Here is a 13,966-nt window from a genome sequence, read left to right on the forward strand (position 1 = left end):
TATCGCCTAGTTTTTATCATATAGCGCGATACCCACTTTATACTCAATAGGCCTATTATGGCAAAACCTACCTATTTTTATGGCATTCATGCGATTGATGCCTTACTCGAATATCGTCCTTTAGATGGGCTAAGCTTGTTTGTGCAGCAAGGTCGTGAGACTGATAGCCATGTACAAGCGATCATGGCGCAAGCACGTGACAATGGTATCAGTATCCAACCCACGCAAAAAGACAAGCTCACGCAATTATGTGGCAGCCCGCAGCACCAAGGTGTGGTGCTAAATGCGCGTCCTTTAGGATTTGCTGATGAAGGCTTGCTTACTACCCTTGCTGGGCGTGACCAATGCTTATTATTGGTCTTGGATCAAATTACGGATGCGCATAACTTTGGTGCTTGCTTGCGTACCGCAGTGGCGATGGGTGTGGATGCCGTGGTTTGTCCGAAACATCATGCGGCAAGTCTGACACCAACAGTGGCTAAAGTATCGGTCGGTGCAGCAGAGATGATGCCGATTATCAGTGTTACCAATCTGGCACGTACGCTCACGCAAATCAAAAATGCTGGGGTGTTTGTGTTTGGTACAGCGCTTAATGCAGATGCCAAACCGATTCATGCCGCTGATCTGACTGGCAAAACAGCCATTATCATGGGTTCAGAAGGTGAGGGGATGCGTCGCCTGACTATGGAGAGCTGTGATGAGCTGGTGTATATTCCGATGTCAGGAAATGAGCATGGCAACCTTCAAAGTCTAAATGTGAGTGTTGCCACTGGTATGGCGCTGTATGAAGTCAATCGACAGCGTACTTTAGCTGCTGGGCAAGCTTAAGATATTCTTGGTGTAATGGCGCTAGTTGCACATACAGAGCCGCAAGATCACTTTCGTTGAGCACCACATCATCTGCATGACGATTGCGCTCTTCGCGGCTCAGCTGATTCACCATGATGGCTTTGATTTTTTGTATACTTTGTTCGTCGCGCTGACTGGCACGCGCAATCTGCGTATCCTCGGTGGCATCCATTACTAAGATACGTTGGCATAAATTGGCAAGCCCTGCTTCTGCTGCTTCAATAAGTAGAGGCGCTGACAGTATCACGTAAGGCGAAGTACTGGTTGCTAACTGTGCTTTTGCTGCTTCGCGTATCGCTGGGTGAGTGATTGCTTCTAACTCAATCAATGCCTCAGGATGTGAAAAGACGTGCGTTCTTACTGCCACTCGATCCATTGATCCATCACTATTCAACACCCAATCACCAAATTTTTTCTGGATTTTGTGCAGAGTGTTGCTACCTTTAGCGACGACTTCATGGGCAATCACATCCGCATCGATAATATCAATGCCTTGCTCAGCGAACCAAGCACTCGCAGCGGACTTGCCACTACCGATACCACCCGTTAAGCCAACTACTAAGGTTTTACTTTTCTTTTGCGGGGTCTGGGGCTTATGAGAATAAGGTGAAGATGCTTGTTTTGACATAATAATGACTTATCTGCTCGATATAATGACAGTGATGGTTATAAGCTAAGAAAGTATTTTGGTGCCTATTTTAAGATTTGGTGTCTGTTTAAAAAGGAGCGACCGAAATACTTTCTAGAACAATTTAGTAAGTATACATGCCGAGATACCAGTTGACGATATCTGAGCCATATAATAAAGCAACAATACCAGCGATAGCGATATAAGGACCAAAGGCAAACGGCTTGCTTTCACCCTGTTTCTTCATCAAAATAATCCCAACAATTGAGCCTAATAGAGAAGACAATAAAATAATCAATGGCAACATCATGGGCCCAAGCCAAGCACCTAATACTGCCAATAATTTGAAATCTCCCTGCCCCATACCATGCTTTTTAGTGATTAGATAAAATATCTTAACCACTATCCACAATGACAAAAATCCTAGCAATAAGCCCCAAATTGACTGGGTAGGTGAGACAAACCAGCCTTGTGAATTCACTGCTAATCCTAAACCCGCTAATGGAAAGGTCAAGCGATCAGGCAGTAATTGGGTATCAAAATCAATACCAGTTAATGCAACCAGCGTCCATACCAAAATCAGGGCTGACAAGCCAGCTGCAGTTACGCCAAACTGATAAATTACTAACATTGATAGTAGGGCTGTTGCTAGCTCAACCAGTGGATAACGCAGTCCAATCGCTGCTTTACATTCTGAGCAACGGCCACGTAGTATTAACCAGCTAATTAACGGTATATTTTCGTACCACTTTATTTTGTGGGCGCAATGAGGACAGCGTGAGGCTGGTCGACTCAAAGTAATCGGCTGGTCAGCTGCTACGATATTTGATAGGGGCAAAGTGTGTTCGCGAGGCATGTCTGCTTGTTCTGACATAAACTGGCTGCACTCTTGTCGCCAGCTATAAACCATCATCAGTGGAATACGGTGAATCACCACATTTAAAAAACTGCCAACACAAAGACCTAATAGGCCGAATATGCCTAAAGCGATAGGCATATTATCTTGTAATAACTCTATAAATTGCATGAACAAGCTGTCCTTTAGTTAGCTTTTAGCCTACTACTGCGCCCATCTGGAAAATCGGTAAATACATGGCAATCACCAAGCCACCGATTAATACGCCTAAGACTGCCATAATCAAAGGTTCCATCAAGCTGGTCAATCCATCAACAGCGTTATCTACTTCATTTTCATAGTAGACGGCAACTTTGTCTAACATCTCTTCCAAACTACCGGATTCTTCACCAATGCCAACCATTTGAATGGCTAAGCTTGGGAAAAGGTTGGTCGAGCGTATTGAAAACTGTAATTGTTGACCAGTAGAAACATCATTTTTGATTTGCTGAGTGGCATTATAAAATACAACATTATTAGTGGCACCAGCTGTAGAGTCGAGGGCATCAATAAGTGGCACGCCCGCAGCAAAGGTCGTCGATAGTGTACGAGCAAAACGAGCAATAATAGCTTGATAGGCAATATTGCCAAATATTGGTGCTTTTAAAACCGCACGGTCTAAGAAGTCACGGAATTTCTTAGAACGTTTTTTCGTCTCTGAAAAGCCAATGATAGTACCGCCGATAATGATAATTAAAATAAACCACCACGCCTGCATCCACTCAGACATATTGACAACCATTTGGGTAAAAGCAGGCAGCTCTGCACCAAAAGACTCAAATAAACCAGAAAATACAGGTACTACTTTAATTAGCAGGATGATAGTCACAATAATAGCAACGACGATAACGGCGATAGGGTACTTCATTGCTTTCTTAATTTTGGCTTTAAGTAATTCACTTTTTTCTTTATAGGTAGCAACGCGTTCAAGCATGGTTTCCAGTGCACCTGACTGCTCACCAGAATCGATGAGTGAACAAAACAGATCGTCAAAATAACGCGGGTGCTTGCGTAGCGCTGAAGCAAAGGTTCCACCCGCTTCAATGTCCGATTTTATTTGTAATACCAGATCTTTCATACTGGGATTGTCAAGTGAGTCAGCAACAATCTCAAAGGATTGGGTCAATGGCACGCCCGCTTTCATCATAGTCGCCATTTGCCGAGAAAAAATAGCAATATCAATAGGTTTGATGGATTTCTTGAAAGTGTAAAGCGGCTTCGGTTTTTTCTTGATACCTTTGACGCTGATACCTTGTTTGCGTAAAGTCGCTTTTGCCAACTCTAAACTACGGCTTGTAGTCTCCCCTTTTACTTTTTGTCCGCGTCGATTCACCCCATCATAGACAAAGTCTAACAGCATGTCGGTCTTCGCTTTTGCCATGTTACTACCCTCAAAATATTGTCTAATATAGATATTGCAAAGATGTACAACGATGCCTGACTCATTATATAAAAAGGCATACTTTATTTTAACGTAAAAAACCAGTATAACTCTGTTTTATATTTAAGTATATCTGGTAGGGATTATTGCTAATTTATAAAAGTATGTACGATTACCACCCATCATATAATTCCTCATATAAATAATGGCATTACTCATATAAGAGTGGTTCTGAACTTTCGACTATACTTTTCACCATCGCACTGACAAAGACTGCTTTTTAGATAGCTGAAGATTAAAAAGTAGTTGGTTTAGTCACTTCAAACGTTTCTCTTTAGTGATCAGCAGTGTCTTTTTTTTGTGCGTATGCAACATGCGCATAGCCAGTATGCTTACTCAGAAGTAACGCGCATCATTTCTTGAATACTGGTTACGCCTTGTAAGACTTTTAAAATCCCAGAGCGACGCAGGTCTCGGAAGCCATTTTTGAGTGCAGCGTCTTTGATATCTATCGCGTTACCATCTTCCATAATGATGCGTGAGATATCAGGGCTGACTTTCATGACTTCGTAGATACCGACTCGTCCTTTATAACCTTCACGGCATTCATTACAGCCTACTGGCTCGTGAATGATATTGTCTGGATTGTCCAAATCGGCGTCTGTAAAGCCGAGCTCAAGCAGACTTTGCTTAGGGATATTAATAGGTTTTTTGCAGTTTTTACACAAACGTCGTGCTAGGCGCTGGGCAATGACCAAGTTCACTGAAGTCGCGATATTAAAGGAGGCCACACCCATGTTCCGCAGCCGCGTCAGTGTTTCAGGTGCTGAGTTGGTATGTAGGGTTGAGAGCACCATATGCCCTGTTTGCGCTGCTTTAATTGCAATTTCAGCAGTCTCAAGGTCACGAATCTCACCAACCATGACAATATCAGGATCTTGGCGTAAAAAAGATTTGAGGGCATTTGCGAAAGTTAGACCCACTTTTGGATTGACGTTGACTTGATTGATCCCCTCCAAGTTAATCTCCACTGGATCTTCAGCAGTGGATATGTTGGTCGCGCCAGTATTTAAAATATTAATACCAGTATAAAGCGACACGGTCTTACCAGAACCAGTTGGTCCCGTGATAAGCAGCATACCTTGTGGTTTATGCAGTGCCTCTAAAAACATATCTTTCTGATCAGGTTCATAACCGAGCGCTTCAATACCCAACATTGCTGAAGAAGGATCCAAAATACGAAGTACAAGTTTTTCGCCAAATAGGGTAGGCAGACAGCTTACTCGAAAGTCGATGGCTTTATCTTTAGATATCTTGAGCTTGATACGTCCATCTTGTGGCACACGGCGCTCTGAAATATCCATCTGCGACATGACTTTTAAACGGGCCGCAATTTTCCCAGCCAGTTGTACGGGTGGATTGGCCATTTTTTGCATCACCCCATCGACACGAAAGCGAACGCGATAGGTTTTTTCATAGGGTTCAAAGTGCAAGTCAGAGGCGCCCATACGAATGGCATCAACCAGCATTTTATTGACAAATTTTACAACGGGTGCTTCCTCGACGCTATCACTAAGCTTGGTCTCGCCTTCCTCTTCTTCACCTTCATCAAAGCCAATATTTAAATCGCTATCAGAGAAGCTATCAAAATTTTGCATGGTATCAGCGTAAAGACTTTCAATACGCTTTTTTAACTTATCTTCTTCGACGACAATAGTTTCAATAGACAGCCGTGAATTAAAAGCAATAGCGTCGATTGCATCCACACGAGTTGGATCACTCAACGCGACGAATAAACGCTGTCCTCGCTTGAATAGTGGCAACGCATTAAATTTACGAACGATTTTTTCATCCACTAAGTCTTTTGGAATGACATCAATATGTAAGGCATCAAGATCGAAAAGAGGATCACCAAAAGCTTGTGACAACATCTGTGCAAGATGATAAGCATCTGCCAATTTATTATCGACTAGGTAGGGCACTAGTCCTACTTGTTGCTGTTGCGATTCGGTCTGCGCGATTTTCATATTCGCTTCGCTGACGATACCTTCGCTGATTAGCTGGTGCGCTAAACCACCATACTTGCTCGTGGTGATAGACATTACGACTTCTCCTTAATACCCAATATGCTATATATTTGTCTGAAATCCATATACTTCTGAGAGCCACTTACTATTATAATTTTTAACAGAGACCTGCTATAAGTCATTGTTAGCCTTTAGGCTATCATTAATAACAGTCAATGCAGAGATGCTCTTACAAGAGATCTAGCAGAGAAAGCGTTTTAATAGTGTAGGTCATCAGTAGCTTGGTCGTTAGATTGGTGATAATGTTCTGTTATATATAGACACAATACTATAAAACATTACTTTAGTTTAAAGATTTTATATGGACGATTGAGTGCTTGACCCAAAAAATCATAGCTTGAGACAATGTCTAGAGCGTATCCTCAATTTAATAGACTATCCTCTAAATAAGTTGAAAATGGTTGAATTTTGCCAAACATCGTCAAATAGCTTATCAATATCTCGATAATATTTGCGCTACTTTCCTTGTTTAACAGTAATTTATCTGATTTTTATCATAATTTTTTAGAGTGAGGACACGCCCTAGTAAATATTCGCACTGACTGTCTGTTTTTCTGCTGGTGGCAGCATACTATAGCACTTGAGAATTATTTGTTATACTGGCGCGCATATTAGCCAAATTGGCAAGAATAGATGAAACAAGGTAGATGAGTATGCAAGCTTGGGTAATTGGTAATTGGAAACAAAATCCAGCAACGAGTCACGACGTCGATTTATTGTTGAATAATTTGTTGACTACGATTGATGCTAAAGAGCAAGCCGACACAGAACGGTCAAGTAGTCGCTGTCAGTTGATGGTGGCACCAAGCTGTATTCATCTGGCAGCTGTCAGTGCGCGTTTAGCCGGTAGTTCGATATTGAGTGCAGCGCAAGACGTCAGTGCGCATAGTGCCAGTGTTGGCGCTTATACGGGTGAATGCTCAGCACAGCAAATAGCAGACGCTGGGGCAACTTGGACGATACTGGGTCATTCTGAGCGTCGCCAGTATCATAGCGAGTCTCACGATACGTTATTGCAAAAAGTGACTCACGCACTCACCCAAGGTTTGGGCGTGGTATTTTGTATTGGTGAAACTCAGGCTCAATATGATGATAAGCAAACCCTTGACGTAATTGACACTCAGTTATCAGTCATAAAAGAAGTAATTACTACCCAACCAGATCTCATATCATCACTATCTAATCGACTGATCATTGCTTATGAGCCAGTGTGGGCGATTGGTACTGGCAAAGTCCCAACCGTGAGCGAAGTCAGTCAAACGCATCAGCATATTAAGCAAACCATCACAGGCTTTGCAGAATCACTAAAGGTAATGAGTGTGCTATATGGTGGTAGTGTCAATGCGGACAATGCTGATAGCTTTGCTGCAGATCCTATGATTGATGGGGCATTAGTTGGCGGCGCATCATTAAAGGTAGAGAGTTTTTTGGCAATTGCCAATGCCTTTAGTCGAGCTAAAGACTAGTTAATAGAGATAAAACGTGCATTTCATGGCAGTCTCGATTATAAAATGTCTTTATCAGTTGGCAAAAGTAGGTTTAACAGTGCCCTTGCAATCGTGTACAATGCGCCTTATTTATATAATCGATTTGGCAGCATTACCCGTCAATTGCTATTCCTATTAACCGTAAGATTTATTTTCCGTTATCAGTCGTCATTACGCGGCAAAAGAGGCCACCATGTTTACGTTTATATTAGCCCTGCATATTATCGTGGCGATTGCCATGATCGGCTTGATTTTGATACAGCATGGTAAAGGGGCAGACGCTGGAGCTTCTTTTGGCGCTGGCTCGTCAGGTACGGTCTTTGGTGCGGCAGGAACAGCGAACTTTTTAACGCGTGCGACAGCAGTCTTAACAGTGATATTTTTTATCACCAGTATGACGCTAGCCGTTCACGCGCGCAAACAGGCTGAAGATCAGTTCCGTTTAGATGCACCTGTGTCAGCACCACAAACGCCGCGTCCATTGACACAGAATCCTCAATAACTGTATTTTAAAGACACTTGCCTTTAATAGCTGTCTTTAGTCATTGCCTTTTAATTGAGGCAGCTCTTGCTATTTTGAGGCGTTAGATTTACAATGCTTTTCTGTTTTAGCAGTCTGATCCTATCGATGCCTACCTTAAGCATCTATTATGATAGAGTAGATAGTAATAGTAGAGCAGTGAAAAATGCGATTGTGGTGGAATGGTAGACACGCCATCTTGAGGGGGTGGTGGCGCAAGCTGTGGGGGTTCAAGTCCCCCCAATCGCACCAAGTTTTTAAAGTTGTAACGTATTAAGTGCGGCGTTAGTAATATAGGTAAGAAATTTAGTTTAATTTATTTAAAATAAAGATTGACACTTATATAAAACCCCCCTATAATACGCACCATAGATTGATGCGGGGTGGAGCAGTCTGGTAGCTCGTCGGGCTCATAACCCGAAGGTCGTTGGTTCAAATCCAGCCCCCGCTACCACTTTTTATACTGATGTTTTGTACACTAAATTTGTCAGTAACGATTAGCCCACCATTATGTTTGTGGGTTTTTTTGTATCTGACGGTCAGTGGTATCGCGGTATCTATCCTACTTATGCTAAGCTCTAGTTCTATAGAGTGCGATATTATTCGTTATTGGTTGTCACCTGCCGCTATCGGCGCGCTGCTTCTTAAGCACACTATCCTTTATTACTCACTCCTTTATCGATAGTACTGCTTTGTGAATAATAAAAGCATTGTCTGGCTGAGCTTGATGTTTTTTGTGCTCATCCCTATATAAGCGCATGTCATATAAAATAATATGTTTGTGATTTAAGATAATATAATGACTGTGTCTCTTACTAATAAATAAACTCCATGAGTGAGCGACAATTACGCGGTTTACTAAGTACGATAGATACGTGAATAGGAAAAGATAAATAGATTATGAAGCTTTCAACCAAAGTTACAGAACTGACCAATATTATTGCTCCTGCCGTCGCGGCTTGCGATGTGGCATTATGGGGTATCGAGTTTGCACCGCAAGGCAATCGCTCTTTATTACGCATTTATATTGAGGCGTTGCCAGAAGAGCAGGCCCAAAATAAACAAGTAACCATTGAAAACTGTGCAGCAGTGAACCATCAAGTGAGCGGTATTCTTGAGGTTCATGATCCGATTGCTGGTGAGTTTATCTTAGAAGTTTCTTCACCAGGTTTTGACCGTGCATTCTTTTCCGATGAGCAGATGCATGCCTATGTTGGTCAAACCGTCAGCTTGCGTTTAATACAAGCGATTGGTGAAGGTGATCAAAAACGCCGCAAAGCGACAGGTACTTTAGATAGTATCGATGCAAATGTCTTAAATCTGACATCAAGCGATGGTCAGCAGTTTGAGATTGCGCTGAGTAATATTGATAAAGCCAATTTGATTTATGAAGATGCCTAAGCTTTTGTACAGCTTGGTTTGATTTGACAACTTGAAGTAATAAATCATCCATCAGCATTTTAATATCCAAACAGCTTATATAGCTTACGGTGAAAATATAATAGCAATACATAAATCATAAAATTTAAGTCAATTAAAAATGATAGGACAGGTATAGCATGAGTCGTGAAATCTTAACGGTAGTAGAAACTGTCAGTAATGAAAAGGGCTTAAATCCTGAAGATATCTTTGAAGCGATAGAAGACGCTTTGGTGGTATCGACCAAGAAAAAAGTATACACCGAACAGCCAGAAGTGGCAGTACGGGTTGCTATCGACCGTACAACGGGCGATTATGATACTTATCGTTACTGGACAGTGGTTGCAGATGAAGACCATGAAATGCCTGCTTGTCAGCTAGCCATCAGCGATCTTGATCCAGAAGAATGGTCAATCGGCGATGTCAAAGAAGAACAGATTGAATCGATTGAGTTTGGTCGTATTGCTGCGACTCAAGCCAAACAAGTCATCATCCAAAAGATTCGTGAAGCTGAGCGTAATTTAGTAGCAGATGCTTTTGAGCCACGTGTTGGCGAGATGATGTATGGCGAAGTCAAGAAGCAGACTCGTGATGGCTATATCATTGATCTAGGTGACAATGCCGAAGGCTATTTGTCACGTGATCAGATGCTGCCGCGTGAGCAATTACGTGCAAAATCACGTATCAATGCCATTTTGTATCATGTCAACCGTGAAAACCGCGGTGCTCAGTTGCTACTGTCTCGTACTCATCCTGAAATGCTTTCAGCATTGATGCAAAAAGAAGTACCTGAGATTGCCGAACAAATTATTGAAATCCGCAACGTCGCGCGCTTGCCGGGTACTCGTGCTAAAATAGCTGTGAAAACCAACGATCATCGTATCGATCCAGTTGGTGCTTGTATTGGTATGCGTGGTACACGTATCCAAGCCGTACAGCAGGAGCTTGATGGCGAACGCATTGATGTTGTGGTGTGGTCAGATGATCCAGCACAGTTCATTATCAGTGCTTTAGAGCCAGCTGACGTCAGTAGCATCATCTTGGATGAAGATACGCAAACGGCTGATATTATCTTTAGCACCAACGATCAGTTGGCGCGTGCGATCGGTTCACAAGGTCAAAACGTACGTCTAGCGTCTGAGCTAACGGGTTATAAGCTTAATATGATGCTAGAAGAAGAATATCAGCAGCGTCAACAAAACGAATCGAAAGCCTTTATCGAATTATTCTATGAACGTTTAGAAGTGGATAAAGACTTAGCGCAAGCACTTGTCGATATTGGTTTTACCAGTATTGAAGAAGTGGCTTACGTACCAGTTGAAACCTTTTATGATATCGAAGGTCTAGACGATGAAGCGATTGAGATGATTCAAGAGCGTGCAAAAGAAGTCGTCATCGCTGATGAGCTGGTCAAACAACAGAACATGAAAGAGCCAAGTCAAGAGCTACAAGAGCTTGAAGGTATGACAGTCAATTGGGCTTATAAAATGGCACAAAAAGACATTATTACCGTTGATGATTTGGCAGAACAAGCAGTCTTCGATCTCGAAGATATCGAAGGTTTAGACTCTGAAACCGCAGGAAAACTCATCATGAAAGCTCGGGAATCTTGGTTCAATGAATAAGCGGTAACTGCATATCGCTGTCTTTTAGTGATATGCTATCGATAATAAAGTGCTGGTATGAACGCAGTACCAATACCAGCCTTACCCCAATCATTTGTAGCCAACAACTGAATTGAACATATAGCAAATAATAGACAGTAGGTGATAATAAATGGCAGATAAGACCGTCAAAGAACTGGCAGATATGGTAGGCAAAACCGCAAGTGCTGTACAACAGCAATTGGTAGATGCTGGACTGCCTGCTCGTGCAGAGGGTGACCTAGTCACTGAGCTTGAGCAAGAGAAGTTGGTGACGTATTTAAAGCAAAGTCATGGTCAGCAAGAAAAGCGTCGTATTAGTCTTAAATCTAAGACAACTAGCACTGCGCGCGTGACCGGCTCTTCAGGTAAATCTAAGAGCGTCAATGTGGAAGTGCGTAAAAAGAAAGTATTTGAAAAGCCTGATCCAGAAAAAATGGCTGAAGAGTTGGCTGCGCGTGAGCAAGCGATGATTGAGTCGCAAGAACGTGCTGCTAAAGATGCTGAAGAGCGTGCTGCTACCAAGAAGAAATCTGAAGAACGTCAAGCTGCAACCTTGGCTGCAATGCGTGCAAGCTTAGGCTCTAGCAAAAAGTCAGATGATAAAAACGACGATATCTCAACCTCAGTGGTCGTGAAAAAAGGTGGCAAAACCACTGTCGAAGTAAAACCTAAAGACCAACCGAAGAAAAAAGTTGCAGCGACGAAACCGAAAGTTGAAACGGCAGTTGAGCGTAAAGCGCGCGAAATGCGTGAGAAAGAAGAAGCTCGTTTACGTGAAATCGAAACAGAAACACGCCGCGCTCAAGCTGAAGAAGCACAGAAACGTACGCTTGAACAAATGCGTAAAATGGCTGGAAAATATACAGATCAGCCTGCTTCTGAAGTTCGTAAAGATGAGCCACTAGCAGAAGGTTTGGTTGGTGATGCCTTAGAAGAATCATTTGAAAAAGAACGTCGTGAAATTAAGCGTGGCACCAGTAGTACTAGTGCTCGTGGCCGTGGTCGTCGTAAGAATCAAGATGAGCGTGAAATCAAAAACCGTAAAAACGGTTTGCGTTCAACGCAAGCATCACAGCATAAGTTCGAAAAACCTGTTGAAAAAATTGTTTACGATGTTGAGATTAGTGAACAAATTACAGTCGCAGATCTTGCTCAACGTATGGCAGTTAAAGCGCGCGAAGTCACCAAATTGCTTATGAAAATGGGTGAGATGGCTCGTGAGTCAGATACGATTGATCAAGCGACAGCAAGTTTGCTCGTTGAAGAGATGGGTCACAATCCAGTACTGGTTAGTGATACTAAGGTTGAAGACGATCTACAAGACGCCGTTGATGAGCGTAGCAGTAACGTTCAAACTCGTCCGCCAGTAGTCACGATCATGGGTCACGTCGATCACGGTAAGACATCATTACTTGATAAAATTCGTGAAACAAAAGTGGCAACTGGTGAAGCAGGTGGTATTACTCAGCATATCGGTGCTTATCATGTTAAAACCGATCGTGGTGTGATTACCTTCCTTGATACTCCAGGTCACGCGGCGTTTAGTGCTATGCGTTCACGCGGTGCACAGGCGACTGATATTGTTGTGTTAGTTGTTGCCGCTGACGATGGTATGATGCCGCAAACAGCAGAAGCTATTGATCATGCCCGTGCTGCTGGTACGCCAATTATCGTTGCAATCAATAAAATGGATAAGCCAAGCGCTGATCCAGATCGCGTCCTTAATGAATTGACTGCTAAAGAAGTCGTTTCAGAAGAGTGGGGCGGCGATACCCCAATGGCTCGCATCTCAGCCAAAACCGGCGATGGTATTGATGAGCTGTTAGAACTTATCAGCCTACAAGCTGAACTAATGGAGCTAGAAGCACCGTTAGATGGCGCTGCTCAAGGTGTGGTTATTGAATCAAGACTTGAAAAAGGGCGCGGTCCGGTTGTTAGTGTCTTAGTTAAAAAAGGCACATTAAAGCAAGGCGACTTGGTCTTGGCAGGCGAGCATTACGGTAAAGTTCGTGCGATGACTGATGAACATGGTAAGCGTATTCAATCAGCAGGTCCTTCTATCCCTGTAGAAATTTTAGGCCTACCTGAAACGCCAGCAGCTGGAAGCGAGTTCTTAGTCTTAACCGACGAGAAAAAAGCTCGCGAAGTGGCAGAGTTTAGAAGCAACCGTGAGCGTGAGCGTCAACTTGAACGTCAGAATGCCATGCGTTTAGAAAGCATGTTTGATCAGATGGAACAAGGTGATGTGTCATTCTTGAATATCGTATTGAAAACGGATGTTCGTGGTTCGCTTGAAGCGTTACTTTCTGCATTGAATGAGCTATCAACTGATGAAGTTAAAGTCAGAGTAATTAGCTCAGGCGTCGGTCCTATCTCTGAATCTGATGTGACACTTGCAGAATCTAGCGAAGCGGTATTGTTAGGTTTCAACGTTCGTGCTGATGCGACCGCACGTCGCAAAGCAGATGCCGCCAACATGGATATCCGTTATTACAGCGTTATCTATGGTTTGATTGATGATGTAAAAGCAGCTATGAGTGGTATGCTTGCGCCAGAACATCGTGAGAAAATCCTTGGTGTTGCAGACGTTCGTGAAGTATTCCGTTCTAGTAAGTTCGGTGCTGCTGCTGGTTGTATGGTGGTTGAAGGTACAATTTATCGCAACAAACCTATCCGCGTATTGCGTGATGACCAAGTTATCTTTACTGGTCAATTGCAATCATTGCGTCGCTATAAAGAAGACGTTAATGAAGTACGTACTGGTATGGAATGTGGTATGGCTGTTCGTGGCTATGATGTCGAAGCTGGCGATAAGATCGAAGTCTTTGAAATCCAAGAGTTTGCACGTACTATCTAACGTTACAGTTCGATAGCAGGATATCTAATCATGCAATATGCTTAATCAGCTGAGCAGGTTAGTATCTTCTTAATATCTAGCTGTACTTAGGCCTAACAGGTACATCCTGCTAGGCCTTTTTTACCAACTATTAGTCCTAAAATTTGTTAATAAGCCAATATATCAATCAGTGAAAATAAGCCATATTAAAGTAAGGT

Annotated in this window: 10 protein-coding genes and 2 tRNA genes; 8 read left to right on the plus strand and 4 right to left on the minus strand. The window is 42.7% G+C overall.

Features of this window, described 5'->3' with window-relative positions:
- Positions 1–57 precede the first annotated feature (57 nt).
- The gene (gene rlmB, locus JMY05_RS11460; RefSeq protein ID WP_045443009.1) at positions 58–828 is read left to right on the plus strand and encodes a 23S rRNA (guanosine(2251)-2'-O)-methyltransferase RlmB; all 771 of its coding nucleotides are present in this window, start codon (positions 58–60) and stop codon (positions 826–828) included.
- Here the strand turns inward: rlmB and coaE are convergent.
- The 4 genes from coaE to pilB all read right to left on the minus strand — a co-directional run bounded on the left by coaE (position 791) and on the right by pilB (position 5,855).
- A complete protein-coding gene (coaE, locus tag JMY05_RS11465; RefSeq protein ID WP_045443012.1) occupies positions 791–1,477 on the minus strand; it encodes a dephospho-CoA kinase in 687 nt (228 codons plus the stop codon). The two genes, rlmB and coaE, sit on opposite strands and share 38 nt — an antisense overlap.
- Before the next feature lie 124 nt (positions 1,478–1,601).
- Positions 1,602–2,504, minus strand: a complete 903-nt coding sequence (locus JMY05_RS11470) for a prepilin peptidase (RefSeq protein ID WP_201615154.1) — start codon at positions 2,502–2,504, stop codon at positions 1,602–1,604.
- A 25-nt stretch (positions 2,505–2,529) separates the two neighbouring features.
- Positions 2,530–3,753, minus strand: coding sequence for a type II secretion system F family protein (locus JMY05_RS11475; protein ID WP_045443014.1), 1,224 nt, complete (start codon positions 3,751–3,753; stop codon positions 2,530–2,532).
- 392 nt (positions 3,754–4,145) lie between these two features.
- Positions 4,146–5,855, minus strand: a complete 1,710-nt coding sequence (gene pilB, locus JMY05_RS11480) for a type IV-A pilus assembly ATPase PilB (protein WP_201615156.1) — start codon at positions 5,853–5,855, stop codon at positions 4,146–4,148.
- Positions 5,856–6,493: 638 nt separating this feature from the next.
- Between pilB and tpiA the strand changes: the two genes are divergently transcribed.
- The 7 genes from tpiA (at position 6,494) to infB (ending at position 13,769) form a co-directional block, all read left to right on the plus strand.
- Positions 6,494–7,306: a triose-phosphate isomerase gene (gene tpiA, locus JMY05_RS11485; RefSeq protein WP_201615158.1), complete on the plus strand. Its 813-nt coding sequence runs from the start codon at positions 6,494–6,496 to the stop codon at positions 7,304–7,306.
- Between the two features lie 214 nt (positions 7,307–7,520).
- The gene (gene secG / locus JMY05_RS11490) at positions 7,521–7,829 is read left to right on the plus strand and encodes a preprotein translocase subunit SecG (RefSeq protein ID WP_025652589.1); all 309 of its coding nucleotides are present in this window, start codon (positions 7,521–7,523) and stop codon (positions 7,827–7,829) included.
- A 186-nt stretch (positions 7,830–8,015) separates the two neighbouring features.
- A tRNA-Leu gene (locus tag JMY05_RS11495) sits at positions 8,016–8,099 on the plus strand.
- Between the two features lie 125 nt (positions 8,100–8,224).
- Positions 8,225–8,301 (plus strand) — tRNA-Met (locus JMY05_RS11500).
- Positions 8,302–8,747: 446 nt separating this feature from the next.
- Positions 8,748–9,248, plus strand: coding sequence for a ribosome maturation factor RimP (rimP, locus tag JMY05_RS11505; protein ID WP_045454872.1), 501 nt, complete (start codon positions 8,748–8,750; stop codon positions 9,246–9,248).
- A gap of 158 nt (positions 9,249–9,406) precedes the next feature.
- Positions 9,407–10,891 carry a transcription termination factor NusA gene (nusA, locus tag JMY05_RS11510; protein ID WP_055123697.1) on the plus strand — a complete coding sequence of 495 codons (1,485 nt, stop codon included), beginning with the start codon at positions 9,407–9,409 and terminating at the stop codon, positions 10,889–10,891.
- Between the two features lie 151 nt (positions 10,892–11,042).
- Positions 11,043–13,769, plus strand: coding sequence for a translation initiation factor IF-2 (gene infB, locus JMY05_RS11515; RefSeq protein ID WP_045443021.1), 2,727 nt, complete (start codon positions 11,043–11,045; stop codon positions 13,767–13,769).
- The last annotated feature ends 197 nt before the right edge of the window (positions 13,770–13,966 follow it).

Source organism: Psychrobacter sp. JCM 18902, from assembly GCF_904846615.1.
In the GTDB taxonomy this organism is placed as follows: domain Bacteria; phylum Pseudomonadota; class Gammaproteobacteria; order Pseudomonadales; family Moraxellaceae; genus Psychrobacter.